Raw genomic sequence first — 14452 nt, 5'->3', positions numbered from 1 at the left:
CGGCAAGGACGGGTATGCCAATCGACCGAGACACGGTTTCGGACCTCCGTCCGCTCGAATTTCGCACCCCGGAGGAGGTACTCGACGGCGACAAACTGTACACGATCTACGAGATTGCCCGTCTCCTCCAGGGACTCGACGCCGACATGGAGATGGACCGACCCACGGAGAACATCCTGCTGGACTGGGCGATTCCGTGGGTGCTGTTTCACGCCGACGCCTTCGTGTTCGCCGAACCGGAAGCCGACGACGAACCGGGGTACTACGGCCTCGCGGAGCCATGAGCATTCTCGTCGTCAGCGACACCCGTATCGACGCGGGCAAGACGACATTCTCGACCGGGTTGCTCGCTCGTACCGGCGCGGTCGGATTCAAACCCCGCGCGGGCAACGACCACTGGCACCACCACGAGCAGGTTCGGTCGACCACGCGCGATGGACGACTCCACGGCAAGGACGCCTGGCGACTCGCGGCGGCGAGTCCAGATTCCCGCAAGCCCGAGGATATCAACGCGATCCATCGGCTCTGGCGACCCACGCCGGGCAGAACCGGGCTACTCGGACAGGACGACCGGGATTTCGTCCTCGACAGAGTCGGCGACCGCTACGTCCGCAACGCGACCGTGGAGCTTCCGTCGATGGTGCGGGAGAACCTCCCCGTCGAAGACGCAATCCCAGTCGAGACGACCGAAGCACTCAACGAGGCGATCCAGCGGGCGTATCTGCCGGTGCTCGAATCGCTCGCAGAATCGATCGGAACCGCTGACCGGGCGGTCGTCGAGTCGTACGCGAACGTGGCCCGCCCCATAGACGGACTCGACCCGGACGTGGTCGCCGTGCTCGACCCGGGACAGGTTCGGATCGTCGACGGCGAGCGATTCTATCAGGGCTGTTCGCTGGCGACGGGAACCGCGGGCACGTTCGAGGGGAGTCTCGAAGAGCGCGTCCCCTCGGTGATGGATCTGATCGACCCGGTCGCGACCGTCGAACTCCCGGCACTTCCCGAGCAGGTTCGGTCTGACCCGGAGCAGGTCTCGGACGCGTACGGGGATGCGTACACGAGACTGCTGGACGTCGCGGGCTGGTAAATACTACACGGGCGACGGCTATCGCATCTTGGCGGCTTGCAGCGCGAGTTCGACGTCCTGCCGCGGGTTGGTGGTGACGCTCGGGCCGTGTCCGGGGTGGAGTTCCGTGAGGGAGTCGTCGAGGGTATCGAGCAGTCGGGTGATGCTCTCGATGAGTTGCTGGCGGTTCCCCTCCTCCAGGTCGGTGCGGCCGAACCCGCCGTTTGCGAACACGAGGTCGCCAACGAAGACGATTCCCTCCTGTGGGTCGTACAGACAGACGTGGTCGTTCTTGTGCCCCGGCGTGTGAATGATCTCGTAGTCCCCGTCACCGATTGCGACGGTCTCACCGTCGACGAGTTCTCGGTCGACAGCGTCGTGAGACGGATCGTACCCCCAGACGTCCACGTCGAACGCGTCGAGGACGGTATCGAGCGTGCCAATATGGTCCGGGTGGGTGTGCGTGAGAACCACCGCGTCGATGGCGTCCACGTGGTCGTCGATCCGGCCGAGGATGTCGAAGTCGTTGCCGACGTCGACGAGCGCGGTTCGGTCACCCTCGACGAGAAAGACGTTGCTGGTGAACGCTTGCACGTCCGCGGCGAGACTGTGAATCATGCTCCGGGGTACGTGTCGGTGTGGCTTGGGGATGTCGATTGCAGACGTAGCTTGGGGATGTCGAACAAATAGCGACCGACGAGTGTCGCAGAGATAGCGAGATAATGGAAAAAACATGTACGAACGTCGGAGAGCGTGGCGCTCGATCCATCTCCGACCCACAGGGCTATGTATATCGAACCAAAACGAACAACCATCAATGACAGGGACTGACGAACCTGTCGTGCTCATCGTCGAGGACGAGCAAGAGATTGCCCAGACGTATCGTCTGTGGCTCGACGAGGAGTACGACCTGCGTATGGCAGCAGATGGGGACGAGGGGATCGAACTGCTCGACGAATCGGTGGACGTCGTGTTGCTCGACCGGAAGATGCCCGGGCTGTCGGGCGACGAGGTGCTCGAACGGATCCGCGAGCAGGGGCTCGATTGCCGGGTTGCGATGGTCACCGCAGTCGAACCCGACTTCGACATTCTGGAGATGGGTTTCGACGCGTACCTGACCAAGCCAGTCGAGGCCGACCAGCTTCGCGAGACAGTTCGAAATCTGCTCGAACGCTCCGAGTACGACTCCTTGCTGCAGGAGTACTACTCACTCGTCGAGAAGCAGGCGACACTGGAGGCGACGAAGTCCCGGTCAGAACTCGAGACGAACGAAGAGTATCAACGGCTCACCGACCGTATCGGTACGCTCCGAAATAAGCTGTCAGACACGCTCGGTGGCATCGAAGACGACGAGGACTTCATCGCAACGATCAGGGGGATCGGTAATGCAAAATAAAACTGAAGACATGTACGACCTCTCGGCAGTGTTCGATGTCGAAGAGGCCGCGTCGATCAGACCCGGGTCGAGCATCCTCGTCACCGGCCCGCCGATGACCGGTAAAGATGCTATCGCGCTCGACATCCTCGCAGACGGAACCCGACAGAAGGAGGCGGCCGTCGCGATGACGACTGACGGTGCGGCGGCGACACTCGCAGACCAGCTTCGCGAGCGCCACGACGACATCGCACCGCATCAACTCGCGGTGATGGACTGCCGGGCGGAGGGCGGGCGCGAGGAGTCCGAACTCGACAACGGAACCTTCCTCCACCGCGTGGCATCCCCGTCGGACCTCACCGGTATCGGCATCGGGATCACGAAAAGCTTCGAGCGCTTGCACAACGCTGGCCTCGACGACGGCCGACTCGCGCTCATGTCGCTCTCGACGATGATCACCTACTCGGACACGGAGACGGTGTTCAAGTTCTGTCACGTACTGTCCTCGCGACTGGATTCCGCGGGCTTTCTCGGCGTGTTCACCATCGACTCATCGGCACACGACGAACAGACGCTGCAGATCCTCAAGCAGGCCTTCGACGGGGTCATCGAACTCCGCGAGGAAGACGGGATCCGCGAGGCACGGATCGGCGGCCTGCATCCACGGCCATCCGACTGGGTCGAACTCTAACGAGCAGCGTATTCCCGAGGAAGTGACTCGACAGCTACCGATGGGCTTATTCACGACAGCGAGTACTATGACGTGTGAGTACCGACACCGGCGACTCGGAGACGTTCGAGCAGGTCTGTCAGGAGCTTATCGACCGCATCCTCGCCGGTGACATCGAACGCGACGACCTCGAAGCCGCAAAGAAGGAGGTCTGCGGAAAGTACTCCGCGCCCAAGGTCCCACAGAACTCGGATCTGCTCGATTACGCCCCAGAGTCGAAGCGTGACGAGTTGATCCCCGTGGTGCAGCGCAAGCCAGTTCGAACCGCCTCCGGCGTCTCGCCGGTTGCGATCATGACCTCGCCCGAGCGGTGTCCCCACGGGAAGTGTCTGTACTGCCCGGGCGGCCCGGATTCGGAGTTTTCCAGCGCCCAGAGTTACACGGGTCACGAGCCAGCGGCCGCACGCGGCGAACAGAACGACTACGACCCCTACGGGCAGGTTCGCCTCCGCCTCGAACAGCTCAGAGAGATCGGTCACCCTATCGACAAAGTGGAACTCATCCTGATGGGCGGAACGATGACCGCCCGGAGCCACGACTACCAGGAGTGGTTCGTCAAGCGCGCGCTCGAAGCGATGAACGACTACGACGTCGAGAAGGAACCCGAACCCGCAGAGGGCGTGAGTTTCGCACAGGACCCCGACGAGTACGAGTTCCGGTATCTCGAAGACGTCATCGCGGAAAACGAGACGGGGGATATCCGGAACATCGCCACCACCTTCGAGACGAAACCCGACTGGTGTGGTCCGGAACAGATCGACCGGATGCTTCGTCTCGGCGGAACGAAAGTCGAGGTGGGCGTCCAGACCACCTACGAGCGGATCAACCGCGAAATGCACCGCGGTCATGGGGTGCAGGAGTCTATCGACGCCAACCGACGGCTCCGCGACGCGGGGTTCAAGGTCGGCTTTCACATGATGCCGGGACAGCCGGGGATGTCCAAGGAGATGTGTCTGGAGGACTTCCGGCGCATCTTCGAGCGAAGCGAGTGGCGACCGGACTACCTGAAGATATATCCGACGCTTGTCGTCGAGGGGACGGCGACCTACGACTGGTGGCATCGCGGGGAGTTCGAGCCACTCGACAACGAGGAGGCCGCGGAACTCGTCGCCGAAATCAAATCGATGATCCCACGGTACACCCGCCTCCAGCGCGTCCAGCGTGACATCCCCGCGGATTTCATCGAAGGGGGCGTCTGGAAGTCGAACCTCAGACAACTCGCCCGCCAGCGCATGGACGACCGGGAGTGTGAGTGCATCCGCTGTCGCGAGGTGGGACACAACGACGAGGAACCGAAGACACTCGAACGGGAGGTACAGACCTACGAGGTTGCTGGCGGGACGGAGCATTTCATCAGCATCGAGGACTTCGAGCGCGACTTGCTCGTGGGCTTCTGTCGGCTTCGCTTCCCGAACGACCCAGTGCGGCCGGAACTCGACCGGGCGGCACTCGTCCGGGAACTGCACGTCTACGGCAATCAGGTCGGCGTCGGGCAGGCGGCGAGCGACACCGTCGGCCCGACCGGCGGGGAACACCAGCACCGGGGATACGGGGAGGAACTGCTCACGCACGCCGAGGAACTCGCTGTCGACGCTGGCTTCGAGAAACTCGCCGTGCTCAGCGGCATCGGCGTCCGGGAGTACTACCGTGAGAAACTCGGTTACCGTCAGGACGGCCCCTACGTCAGCAAGCGACTCTCGTGAGAACTGGCCAGCAAGCGACGCTTCTGAACGCGCTGTCGCACGGCACATCCGACGATCCGATAGCAGGGTATTTAACCGCCGGGCGAGAGTCAATTTCGTATGGAGCGAGTCGACATCGCGGTCGTCGGCGGCGGCCCTGCCGGGACGTGTGCGGGCTGGAAGGCCGCAGAACACGGTGCCAGCGCCCTCGTCCTCGAAAAGGGTGTTCCCCGCGCCGACCGGGACGAACCTGGACCGGACTCGACGGACGCGGCCGGAATCCTCGATTACTGGGTCGACCTGATGGAGTTCGAACCCGACGAGATTCCGGAGGAGATCATCCTCCGGAATCTCGACGGCGCGGATTTCATCGGCCCCTCGGAGACGCTGTCGATAGACGAAACCGGGATCGACGCGTCCTATCCACACTTCGGGTTCGCGTTCGACCGCGCGGCCTTCGACGACTGGCTGCGCGAGCGAGCAGAGGCCGCCGGAGCAACCTACCGCGTCGGTGATACCGTGGTCGGCGTCGAAACCGACCGCTCGGACGGACACACCCACACGCTGACGCTCTCGAACGGCGAGGAAATCGTGAGTGACTATCTCGTGCTCGCGGACGGGCCACAGCGAACCGTCACCAACGAGACACTCGACCAGTTCACTGCACCCGACCGGACGATTGCGGACGTGCTCGACCCATCACGGGTCAACCACATCGCCTATCAGGAACACCGGGAGATACCGGCGGATATCTACGAGCCACACCGACTGAAGTTCTGGTGGGGGATCATGCCCGGGCACACGGCCTATCCGTGGGTGTTTCCCAACGACGGCCGGGTCGCCCGCGTCGGTCTGACGATGCCAATCGGACTGGACATCGACGACTACGACCCGAAACAGTGGGCGTTGCTCTCCGAGGACGACGAACAGATCCCCCGCGGAACAGAGTATATCGAGCGCCTGCTCAAGCGAGAGTATCCCGAGTACGACCTCGAGGACTTCCCGTTGGTCGAAGACCGGGGAAAGCGCGGCGGCACAGAGACCTACGCCATCTCCTCGACGCGACCGATCGAATCGCCCACTGCGGCGGGCATCGCTGTCGTCGGCGGGGCGATGGGCGGAACCTCGGCCTTTCACGAGGGCGGCGACCACGTGGCGGTCCGGACCGGCAAACTCGCGGGCAAGCTTGCGGCGACAGGCGAACTCGACCGGTACAACGAGGCGTGGAAGGACGCGCTCGGGACGGAGTTCCGGCGAAACGTCACGATGGCGAAACTTGTCGAGGACTACGGGCCGTCGGACTGGGACCGCACGTTCGGGGCGACAGAAAAGCTGGTCAATCGCGGCGCGTACAACGTCACGAGTATGCTCCGGTCGGGACTGACCGGCGTGCGACTCGTCAGACAGTACAAGCAGACGAAACGCCAGTTCGAGGGCGATAACTACGTCCAGTTTCGGGAATCCGACTACCAGCGACTGTAGTGACCGGTCGAATCAGGGGACTCGAAGGGTTCTTGCGTCGTCACCGGGTAGAACGACTGCGTGCCTCAGTCCCCGCCCGAGCGAACCCGGATGGGTGCGATGACAGCGCGGTGAACCCGGGCACGCGACAGTGCCGACGGGCAATCCCGTCACGGTTCCATACGGAACCCGCCCGGCACGAGGGTTAGCCAGCTGACCGGAGCACGCCGCTTGGGATGATGCTGGTCGTTAGTGTTCCGGGCGTACACTTTCGTTCGCGCAGTCACTCGTGGAGCCAGTCGTACCACTCGTCGAGATCGACGAGTTCGTTCTCGATATCCGTCGAGCCGTACTGATTGAAGACCTCATCTACTGTTCGAGCAAGCCCTTCGGGGTCGTTGTCGGGGAGTTTCTGGTCGTAGTACAGCAGCATTCCCGCATGGTCGTGAGTTCGGTGAAGCGGTTCGAAATCCTTGGCGTTGTTCGTGAGCAGGACAACTGTCTCATTTGCACACCACTGGAGGAGTTCGACATCGTTCGTGTGTTCTCCGAACTGGTCTTTCGCTTGAACGAGTCGTATCCGCGTTCGGAGAGCAGTCGCTCGAAGATCCGACCGACGTGTTCGTCCAGAAGAACCCGATCCCAAGTCACTGGATAGTCTCTTTTGGCTTCAGCGAGGACTCACGGACGCGCTCGAACGCGTCTTCGTTTTCTCGTTCGAGATCGCGCATCTCATCGACGTGATCGTAGTAGTACGAGAGTGCCTCGTAGACTTCTGCGAGAGAGAGATCGGGCTGAGCAGCGACGTACGCAGGCGATTGACCACTATCTATCACTCGCGCGGCTACGTGACGGACGCCGACTCTCGTCTCGCCGATGCGGGGCTCCCCACCGAGCACGTCGTCGTCACGAGTGATCGTCATACAGTCGTGTAGGGTCGCCTTCGTTTATACGTCTTTGGCGTAGCTCCAACGCGCCCGCTTCACTTCCACCAACCCTCGGAGTACCGGCCGCGGGAAAGAAGAAATCCCCGCCAGGACATCCACATATTGATAGGGCTGTCCGCAGAATGGCAGAACATGTCCGAACGCGACGCCGTTCTCTGTCCGGACTGTGGGTGGACTGGAGCAGACGATGACCTCGTCCGCACCGACGGGGAGTACGAGTGTCCGGTGTGTGCCGAAGTGATCGAATTCGTCGAGTGATGAGGAGACGGCGATTGCGGCGGTGGGAACCGGCGGTTTCGGAAGTACTATTTGCTCTCACTCCTACGCTCCACACATATGAGCCAATCATACGACCGGGGCACCGTCGAGGATTTCGGTCGGTGGCGCGAATTCTCGGCCGGGATGTGGGCGTGGATCTTCCACAAGCTGACCGGCTGGATCCTCATCGGCTACCTCTTTACACATATCGCCGTTCTCAGTACATCGATCGGCGTCGATCCCGGAAGCGAGGCAGTGCTGTCCCAGGGAGATTTCTACACGAGTACGCTCCAGGGCCTCGAAGAACTGCTTATCGTTCGCTTCCTCGAAGTCGGGTTGCTCGCCGTCGCCGTGTTCCACATTCTCAACGGGATCAGACTCCTGTTCGTTGATCTCGGGATCGGACTGGAGGTACAGGACAAGAGCTTCTACATCTCGCTGGTGCTGACAGGTGCGATCACTGTCGCGAGCATCCCGACCTTCCTCGGAGGTGTACTCTAGTGGCTGAACACTACTCCTCGTTCAACCGGCGCGGCTGGCGGTGGCTCCTCCAGCGGGTCACGGCGGTCTTTCTCATCGGCGCACTCGCATTCCACTTCGTCCTCCTGCACTTTGTCAACCACGCCGCCGAGATATCCTTCATGGGGACCCAGGCTCGGATGGACAATATCGGCTACTTCCTCACGATGTGGCTGTTTCTGATCACGGCCACGTTCCACGGGGTCAACGGCGTCTACAACGGGCTGATCAACATGGGCCTTTCGGGCACGAAGCGAAAGGTTGTCGCTGCCGTGCTGGTCGCTGCAAGTATCGCACTGGTCGTTCAGGGAACCCGCGTCGCGGTCGCGATGTCACCGATGTTCTGAACAATGAGCACGCAACTCGAACAGCAAGACGAAACCGAAGAACAGACCGCCGAAACGAGCCCGCAGGAGCGCCGCCGCGAGGCAAAGCAGATCCGCGAGGCGGAGCGACAGGAGCGGCTCAAGGAGGAACTCAAAGCGGCCGAGGAGACGGTCACGCTGAAGATTTTCCGGTACGACCCGGAAGTCGAGGGGAAAGAAGAGCCACGCTTCGACAACTTCACCGTCCCCTTCCACGAGGGGATGACCGTCCTCGACGCGCTCATCTATTCGCGGGACACCTACGACTCCTCGCTCACTTTCCGGCACTCCTGTCGACAGGCCGTCTGTGGGTCAGACGCGCTCTTTATCAACGGGAGACAGCGTCTGGCCTGCAAGACGCAGATGATCGATCTCGACTGGCCGATCCGGGTCGAACCGCTCCCGCACCAGGACGTCGTCAAGGACCTGGTCGTCGACATGCAACACTTCTACGACCAGATGGACGCGGTCGAACCGTACTTCGACCCCGACGATCTCCCTGACGGCGAACTCGAAGAGCAGCGCCAGACCCCCGGAAATCGCGAGAAGGTCAAGCTCTCGACGCGGTGTATCTGGTGTGGCGCGTGCATGTCCTCGTGTAACATCGCGGCCGGACAGAACGAGTATCTCGGCCCGGCGGCGATAAACAAAGCCTACCGGTTTGCGATGGACGAACGCGAGGGGACTGACCGGAAGAAAGAACGGCTCCGGATCATCGATCAGGAGAACGGCGTCTGGCGGTGTCAGACCCAGTTTTCCTGTACCGAAGTCTGCCCGAAAGACATTCCACTCACAGAGCACATCCAGGAACTCAAACGCGAAGCGGTCAAGAACAACCTGAAATTCTGGTAACTGCAGGCGGTTTGCCGCGAGCGATCACAGTCGGTCGACCGCAGCAGAGAGCGCGAGACCGAGACCGACGAGCGCGAACGCGGCGGTAACGGCGATATTTCCTGCGTCGCTCGCGAGCGCTGTCGGAACGCCCCCGTCGGCAGCCATCGCGACGCCGTTTGCCACCCCTGCGGAGACGAGTGCGACGCCGAGCAGTGAGACCAGCATTCCGCCGGTGACCCCCAGTCGGCCCGATCCCTGCTCTGTCCTGTACTCGTCGAGTGCCGTCCACACCGACCCCTCGACGTTCTGCGCGACCTCCTCCTCGAGACCTTCGATCTGGGTGCCGACGTACTCCCGAAGTACGCCCTCCTTTCGTTCGAGGTCGCTCTCCCAGGATTCGAGTTCGCGCTCTTGCTCTTGGATCGCCACCTCACGGTCGTCGAGGTTCTGTTCGCGGTCGTCGAGTTCCGACTCCCACGTGTCGAGTTCGTCGCGTCGCGTGTCGAGCGCTTCGCGGCGTTCGTCGAGTTCCCGCGCGCGCTCGTCGAGGCTCTGCTCGCGCTCGTCGAGTTCGCGCGCCCTGTCGTCGAGGCCGCGCTCGCGCTGGTCCAGACGGGCCGCCTTCTGTTCGAGTTTGACACTCTGTTCGACCGCTTCCGCTGAGGCAACATCGTCACCGGAGTTGTCTGCCGGTTCTTCGGCGGCGTCGCGCTGGTCGTCCGCTCGTTCGGAGGACGCCGCTCCGTCTCTCTCGGTCTCGGACGAATCGACAACTGCTGAGCCGTCGTCGCTCCCGCCTTCATCAGTCTCTGCTTCGTCCGAATCGGTCGGCGACTCGGCCGATTGCTCGGCGTCCGTCTCTGCGTCGGACGATGACTCCGACGAACCCGCACCGACTGCGGCGAGCGGATCCCCCCCGTTGCCCTCGTCTGTTTGCTCTGTGTCCCCGTCAGTCTCGTCCGTGTGCTGGTCTGTCATTTCACTGCTATCGTATTTCCCGTCGATACATTAAGTAAGTTGGTGGATTATTAGGTGTGTTGACAGGATGAGGTGGTCGCGGAAACCGTGTGTTGCTTCGATCCATTTATTCTTGCCCGTTCCAATAGTCGGACAGAGTCGGGATCCCGTCACGGTGGCTGACTGCTGCGATTTCAGGATTCGTAACGGCTTCCCGCTGACGGCTCAGACACAAACTATGTACGAACACGATGTTATCGTGGTCGGCGCTGGCGGCGCTGGCCTCCGTGCGGCGATTGCAGCACACGAAGAGGGAGCGGACGTCGCCCTCGTGACCAAGCTCCATCCGGTTCGGAGTCACACAGGTGCCGCAGAGGGTGGGATCAACGCGGCCCTGCACGAGGAGGACTCGTGGGAACTCCACGCCTACGACACGATGAAAGGCTCGGACTACCTGGGGGACGCGCCAGCAATCGACACGTTCGCCAAGCAAGCCCCCGAGGAGGTCATCCAACTCGAACACTGGGGGATGCCGTTCTCGCGCGAGGACGACGGCACCGTCTCCCAGCGTCCATTCGGCGGGCTCTCACACCCCCGGACGACCTACGCAGGCGCGGAGACCGGCCATCACCTCCTGCACACGATGTACGAGCAGGTGGTCAAACGGGGGATCGAGGTCTACGAGGAGTGGTACGTCACTCGCGCGGCGGTGACCGACCACGACGACCCCGCAGAGCGTGAGTGCCACGGCGTCGTCGCTTACGAGATCAAGACTGGGGAAATCGCGGGCTTCCACGCGCGCGACGGCGTCATCCTCGCCACAGGCGGCAACGGACAGGCGTTCGACCACACGACCAACGCGGTCGCAAACAGCGGCGACGGGCAGGCCATCGCCTACCGCGCTGGCGTCCCACTGGAGGACATGGAGTTCGTCCAGTTCCACCCGACGACGCTTCCCTCGACGGGCGTGCTCATCTCCGAGGGCGTTCGCGGCGAGGGCGGAATCCTCTACAACGACGAGGAGGAGCGGTTCATGTTCGAGTACGGCTACGCGAACAACGAGGGGGAACTCGCCTCTCGGGACGTCGTCTCGCGAGCGGAACTGACGGAGGTGAACGAAGGACGAGGGATCAACGACGAGTACGTCCATCTCGACATGCGCCATCTCGGCGAGGAGCGCATCATCGACCGACTGGAGAACATCCTGCATCTGGCCGAGGACTTCGAGGGCGTGGACGGCCTCGAAAAGCCGATGCCGGTCAAGCCCGGCCAGCACTACCAGATGGGCGGACTCGAAGTCGACGAGCACGGCGAAACCTGCATCGACGGCCTGTACGCGGCGGGCGAATGTGCCTGTGTCTCGATGCACGGGTCGAACCGCCTTGGCGGGAACGCGCTGCCGGAACTGCTCGTGTTCGGTGCCCGTGCCGGGCGACACGCCGCTGGCGAGGACCTCGGGGAGCCGCGAATCCCGACCGGTCCGGGCGCACAACACGAGGACGGATCGGTCGAGACGCCGGTCGAACCCGGAAACGTCGACGACTCGACGGACCCAGTGGTCGCCGACGGCGGCGCAGTTGCCACACCGGAGGCAGTGCTCGAATCGGCCGTCGATGCCGAGCGCGAGCGCGTCGAGACGCTGCTCGAACGAGACGGGATCAACCACGCAGACGTTCGAGCGGAAGTGCAAGAGACGATGACCGAAAACGTCAACGTGTTCCGCGAGGAGTCGAACCTGAAGCAGGCACTGCGTGACATCCACAAGGCGCGCAAGCAGTATCGAAAGGTCGGTGTCGAAGACCCCTCCCGGACGTACAACACCGACCTGATCCACACCATCGAGACGCGCAACATCCTCGACAACGCCGAGGCGATCGCACTCGGCGCGCTCGCACGCGAGGAGTTCCGCGGCGCACACTGGCGCAAACAGTACCAGGAGCGCGACGACGAAAACTGGCTCAAACACACGATGCTCGCCTGGAACGATGGGACACCGAACCTCTATTACAAACCGGTCATCCTCGAAGGCGACGAGCAGACCTACGAGCCAAAAGAGCGGTCCTACTGACCGACCTGTTCCCTCCGTGTCGGCGTCAAGCGCCAAAACGGTTAATCTATTGCAGTGAGTAGTGGGACACATGAGCCCTGACTGGGTCATCGGGGTGCTCAGCGTCTTGCTGCTGGTTCACATCTTCGTGGTCACGTACGCACTCGTCAAGCGAGGGTGGCTCCGGTTCGATGGGGAGTACAGCGTCCGTGCTCAGGAAGCATCCGCGCCCGAGGATGGTGTTCGGTGTCCTCGCTGTAACACCGAGAACGACATCGAATACCGGTACTGCCGGAACTGCGTAAACGAACTGCCAGCCCAGCTCTCGCTGGGAAACGATTCGTCGGGCGTGCAGGGACGTCGGACACTCTAGACGAGCGCAACTGGCACACGGACGAACGTCAGAACCGAGACCCACGAGAGTATCGTCCACTTTTTCGCATATCAACCACCATTCGATCACTACCATCACGTTCAGTGGACGGGCGTACCGCAGATCGTCAAATTTTCACACGATACGTGTTCCGTGTGTTCGTATCTCACACAAGTATTTTACCCCATTATACATAATTATACAGTATGAACTCCGCTACCCCCATCGGCGGACGCAGTGTGCGACAGACGTGTAGTGCAGCGCAGCGTGCAGACACAGCCTCGATGGGGAATACATTTTCGGAGTTCACAGAGCGTGTGAAGCCGATGCAGTTCCTGTTACGGCAGTATCGGCGCCTGTCACACCACCCATCGGCCACGGGAGACGGCCACCCCTGACGCCCGATGAGTAGCTCACAACACCCAGTCGCACTCACCATCGAGGAGTGGGTCGGCTCTTCGGCGGCGCTGCTCGCCGTCGTCATGCTGTTGCCGCTGATCGACGGCGTCTTCGCCGCGCTGGTGCTCGCGGACGCCCTCGACAGTATCGCCGGAATTGTCGAAGTCGGACTGCTCGTATTCGGCGGCAGCGCGATGGTCGCGGTCATCCTCGCCGAACTGGATCATCCCCCGCGACAGCAGGCCAAAATCGTCCTCACCATCGGTGTGGTTCTGGTACTTGGCGCGGCCGTGCAGGCCGCGCTCGCTCCGACCATCGCGAGCGTGCTCGATATGGTCGTGTTCGAGCGCTTCGCCGCGCTGGTGATCCTCTCGATTGCCGCGAGTACCGCCAGCGCACGCATCGGTGAGTACATCCCCGGCCCGGGCATCATCGTCGTGTTCGGGCTGATCGCCAGCCTCTCGCCGTCGGGACTGTCGGTGTCTGTCCAGACCGACCCCGAACTGATCGCGCGTGCGGCCGCTGCAGGACTCATCGGCGTCGGCTTCGCGTTGACGGTTGCGCTGGCGAGCCCGTGGCTCCGAAACGCGGTCGATATCGACCGATTCCGGTTCGGCAGCGCCGTCGCGCTCGGTGTGCTCGCCCTGTCGGTGCTCGGTCTCTTTCCCGAAAACGCCCCAGTGGCACTCGGCGCACTGGCCGTGACGACGCTGCTCTCCTTCGACCCGGGACAGATTCGAGAACGGCACAGGCACTACCACCCTGACGACATCGACATCACGACCGCACTTTCGGGTCCCGACGACTCCGCACACGGTGATGAGCCGCTCGAAGAAGCGCCGCCCGCCGAAACGGACGGATCCGGAACCGACACCAAGGATAGACCGCCGTGGTTCTGATACTACTGGCTGTATGACCGTGACGCGCAACGCGAACGCTTAGGGAAGTCGATCCCCAAACGCCTCTATGAGCGAAAACCGCGTCGTGCAGGGGCGGATGGTCACACCAGTACGTCTCGCCGAACTCATCGAGGGCGAGGACGTGATGGACGCAGAGCCGATTACGGATGCCGACCGCGACTGCCCGGAGTGTGGCGGTGACGTACTCGAAGTTGGATACATGCCCTCCGCGCTCGCCTTTGTCACGGGCTGGAAGTGCCAGGACTGTGACTGGAGTGAGACGGACCGGGACGAGTGACAGTTCACGGGCCGCGACGCCTGATCGAAATCCATTTAGGGCGAATCGCCAAATACCCGGGTGCGGGCTCGTGGCCTAGTCCGGGAAGGCGGCTGACTCCAGAGGCAACGTGCTCGGTGACGACATCCCAGCTGATATACTGAGCGACCGGCTGATCACCGGTCGTGTTGATGACCCTCTGGGGTACCGAGGCACACACCGGAGATATCAGCCGATCGGGGGTTCAAATCCCTCCGAGCCCA

General features: G+C 62.3%; 18 protein-coding genes and 1 tRNA gene. 15 read left to right on the top strand and 4 right to left on the bottom strand.

The genetic code is table 11. From position 1 onward, the window contains the following. Window positions 1-14 precede the first annotated feature (14 nt). Together ACMGFL_RS04830 and ACMGFL_RS04825 are read left to right on the top strand one after the other, a co-directional pair. Window positions 15-284, top strand: a complete 270-nt coding sequence (locus ACMGFL_RS04830; RefSeq protein WP_436934403.1) for a DUF5827 family protein — start codon at window positions 15-17, stop codon at window positions 282-284. Next, complete coding sequence (locus ACMGFL_RS04825) at window positions 281-1087, top strand: ATPase (RefSeq protein ID WP_436934402.1); 807 nt, start codon at window positions 281-283, stop codon at window positions 1085-1087. The genes ACMGFL_RS04830 and ACMGFL_RS04825 overlap by 4 nt, the downstream gene beginning before the upstream one ends. 18 nt (window positions 1088-1105) lie before the next feature. Here the strand turns inward: ACMGFL_RS04825 and ACMGFL_RS04820 are convergent, their stop codons facing one another. Next, window positions 1106-1684, bottom strand: a complete 579-nt coding sequence (locus ACMGFL_RS04820; RefSeq protein WP_436934401.1) for an MBL fold metallo-hydrolase — start codon at window positions 1682-1684, stop codon at window positions 1106-1108. A 199-nt stretch (window positions 1685-1883) separates the two neighbouring features. On the opposite strand from ACMGFL_RS04820, the gene ACMGFL_RS04815 reads away from it, so the two are divergent. The 4 genes from ACMGFL_RS04815 (at window position 1884) to ACMGFL_RS04800 (ending at window position 6335) form a co-directional block, all read left to right on the top strand. Then, window positions 1884-2462, top strand: coding sequence for a HalX domain-containing protein (locus tag ACMGFL_RS04815; RefSeq protein ID WP_436934400.1), 579 nt, complete (start codon window positions 1884-1886; stop codon window positions 2460-2462). Next, window positions 2452-3132 carry an RAD55 family ATPase gene (locus tag ACMGFL_RS04810; protein WP_436934399.1) on the top strand — a complete coding sequence of 227 codons (681 nt, stop codon included), beginning with the start codon at window positions 2452-2454 and terminating at the stop codon, window positions 3130-3132. Before ACMGFL_RS04815 ends, ACMGFL_RS04810 begins: the two co-directional genes overlap by 11 nt. A gap of 74 nt (window positions 3133-3206) precedes the next feature. Then, entirely contained in the window at window positions 3207-4874 is a 1668-nt protein-coding gene (locus ACMGFL_RS04805) for a tRNA uridine(34) 5-carboxymethylaminomethyl modification radical SAM/GNAT enzyme Elp3 (protein ID WP_436934398.1), read from the top strand. A 99-nt stretch (window positions 4875-4973) separates the two neighbouring features. Further along, the gene (locus ACMGFL_RS04800; protein WP_436934397.1) at window positions 4974-6335 is read left to right on the top strand and encodes an NAD(P)/FAD-dependent oxidoreductase; all 1362 of its coding nucleotides are present in this window, start codon (window positions 4974-4976) and stop codon (window positions 6333-6335) included. A 262-nt stretch (window positions 6336-6597) separates the two neighbouring features. Here ACMGFL_RS04800 and ACMGFL_RS04795 read toward each other — a convergent pair whose 3' ends face one another. Then, window positions 6598-6960, bottom strand: coding sequence for a DUF5615 family PIN-like protein (locus ACMGFL_RS04795; RefSeq protein WP_436934396.1), 363 nt, complete (start codon window positions 6958-6960; stop codon window positions 6598-6600). A gap of 1 nt (window position 6961) precedes the next feature. Then, window positions 6962-7237: a DUF433 domain-containing protein gene (locus ACMGFL_RS04790; RefSeq protein WP_436934395.1), complete on the bottom strand. Its 276-nt coding sequence runs from the start codon at window positions 7235-7237 to the stop codon at window positions 6962-6964. Window positions 7238-7393: 156 nt separating this feature from the next. Between ACMGFL_RS04790 and ACMGFL_RS04785 the strand changes: the two genes are divergently transcribed. From ACMGFL_RS04785 to ACMGFL_RS04770, 4 genes are all read left to right on the top strand, one after another. After that, entirely contained in the window at window positions 7394-7519 is a 126-nt protein-coding gene (locus ACMGFL_RS04785) for a hypothetical protein (protein WP_436934394.1), read from the top strand. Between the two features lie 78 nt (window positions 7520-7597). Further along, window positions 7598-8020 (top strand): succinate dehydrogenase, cytochrome b556 subunit, encoded by a 423-nt coding sequence (sdhC, locus tag ACMGFL_RS04780; RefSeq protein WP_436934393.1) that lies wholly within the window; start codon window positions 7598-7600, stop codon window positions 8018-8020. Next, the gene (locus ACMGFL_RS04775; RefSeq protein ID WP_436934392.1) at window positions 8020-8385 is read left to right on the top strand and encodes a succinate dehydrogenase/fumarate reductase transmembrane subunit; all 366 of its coding nucleotides are present in this window, start codon (window positions 8020-8022) and stop codon (window positions 8383-8385) included. Before sdhC ends, ACMGFL_RS04775 begins: the two co-directional genes overlap by 1 nt. A gap of 3 nt (window positions 8386-8388) precedes the next feature. Beyond that, a complete protein-coding gene (locus ACMGFL_RS04770) occupies window positions 8389-9255 on the top strand; it encodes a succinate dehydrogenase/fumarate reductase iron-sulfur subunit (RefSeq protein ID WP_436934391.1) in 867 nt (288 codons plus the stop codon). Window positions 9256-9279: 24 nt separating this feature from the next. Here the strand turns inward: ACMGFL_RS04770 and ACMGFL_RS04765 are convergent, their stop codons facing one another. After that, a complete protein-coding gene (locus tag ACMGFL_RS04765; protein ID WP_436934390.1) occupies window positions 9280-10215 on the bottom strand; it encodes a hypothetical protein in 936 nt (311 codons plus the stop codon). A gap of 217 nt (window positions 10216-10432) precedes the next feature. Between ACMGFL_RS04765 and ACMGFL_RS04760 the strand changes: the two genes are divergently transcribed. From ACMGFL_RS04760 to ACMGFL_RS04740, 5 genes are all read left to right on the top strand, one after another. After that, window positions 10433-12262 (top strand): FAD-binding protein, encoded by a 1830-nt coding sequence (locus tag ACMGFL_RS04760; protein ID WP_436934389.1) that lies wholly within the window; start codon window positions 10433-10435, stop codon window positions 12260-12262. A 70-nt stretch (window positions 12263-12332) separates the two neighbouring features. Beyond that, complete coding sequence (locus ACMGFL_RS04755) at window positions 12333-12614, top strand: DUF7577 domain-containing protein (protein WP_436934388.1); 282 nt, start codon at window positions 12333-12335, stop codon at window positions 12612-12614. Window positions 12615-13018: 404 nt separating this feature from the next. Continuing rightward, the gene (locus ACMGFL_RS04750) at window positions 13019-13912 is read left to right on the top strand and encodes a DUF5794 domain-containing protein (protein WP_436934387.1); all 894 of its coding nucleotides are present in this window, start codon (window positions 13019-13021) and stop codon (window positions 13910-13912) included. 67 nt (window positions 13913-13979) lie between these two features. Further along, the gene (locus tag ACMGFL_RS04745) at window positions 13980-14210 is read left to right on the top strand and encodes a DUF5795 family protein (protein WP_436934386.1); all 231 of its coding nucleotides are present in this window, start codon (window positions 13980-13982) and stop codon (window positions 14208-14210) included. A 64-nt stretch (window positions 14211-14274) separates the two neighbouring features. Next, window positions 14275-14452: transfer RNA gene (locus ACMGFL_RS04740), tRNA-Trp, on the top strand.

This window comes from Halovenus marina, from assembly GCF_051414115.1.
Classification (GTDB): Archaea; Halobacteriota; Halobacteria; order Halobacteriales; family Haloarculaceae; genus Halovenus; species Halovenus marina.
This window is presented reverse-complemented; position numbering and strand designations above follow the sequence as displayed.

Coding starts and splice junctions, on each gene's coding strand:
- ACMGFL_RS04830 (WP_436934403.1), top strand. CDS start 15: ATGCCAATCGACCGAGACACGGTTTCGGACCTCCGTCCGCTCGAATTT.
- ACMGFL_RS04825 (WP_436934402.1), top strand. CDS start 281: ATGAGCATTCTCGTCGTCAGCGACACCCGTATCGACGCGGGCAAGACG.
- ACMGFL_RS04820 (WP_436934401.1), bottom strand. CDS start 1,684: ATGATTCACAGTCTCGCCGCGGACGTGCAAGCGTTCACCAGCAACGTC.
- ACMGFL_RS04815 (WP_436934400.1), top strand. CDS start 1,884: ATGACAGGGACTGACGAACCTGTCGTGCTCATCGTCGAGGACGAGCAA.
- ACMGFL_RS04810 (WP_436934399.1), top strand. CDS start 2,452: ATGCAAAATAAAACTGAAGACATGTACGACCTCTCGGCAGTGTTCGAT.
- ACMGFL_RS04800 (WP_436934397.1), top strand. CDS start 4,974: ATGGAGCGAGTCGACATCGCGGTCGTCGGCGGCGGCCCTGCCGGGACG.
- ACMGFL_RS04790 (WP_436934395.1), bottom strand. CDS start 7,237: ATGACGATCACTCGTGACGACGACGTGCTCGGTGGGGAGCCCCGCATC.
- ACMGFL_RS04785 (WP_436934394.1), top strand. CDS start 7,394: ATGTCCGAACGCGACGCCGTTCTCTGTCCGGACTGTGGGTGGACTGGA.
- sdhC (WP_436934393.1), top strand. CDS start 7,598: ATGAGCCAATCATACGACCGGGGCACCGTCGAGGATTTCGGTCGGTGG.
- ACMGFL_RS04770 (WP_436934391.1), top strand. CDS start 8,389: ATGAGCACGCAACTCGAACAGCAAGACGAAACCGAAGAACAGACCGCC.
- ACMGFL_RS04765 (WP_436934390.1), bottom strand. CDS start 10,215: ATGACAGACCAGCACACGGACGAGACTGACGGGGACACAGAGCAAACA.
- ACMGFL_RS04760 (WP_436934389.1), top strand. CDS start 10,433: ATGTACGAACACGATGTTATCGTGGTCGGCGCTGGCGGCGCTGGCCTC.
- ACMGFL_RS04755 (WP_436934388.1), top strand. CDS start 12,333: ATGAGCCCTGACTGGGTCATCGGGGTGCTCAGCGTCTTGCTGCTGGTT.
- ACMGFL_RS04750 (WP_436934387.1), top strand. CDS start 13,019: ATGAGTAGCTCACAACACCCAGTCGCACTCACCATCGAGGAGTGGGTC.
- ACMGFL_RS04745 (WP_436934386.1), top strand. CDS start 13,980: ATGAGCGAAAACCGCGTCGTGCAGGGGCGGATGGTCACACCAGTACGT.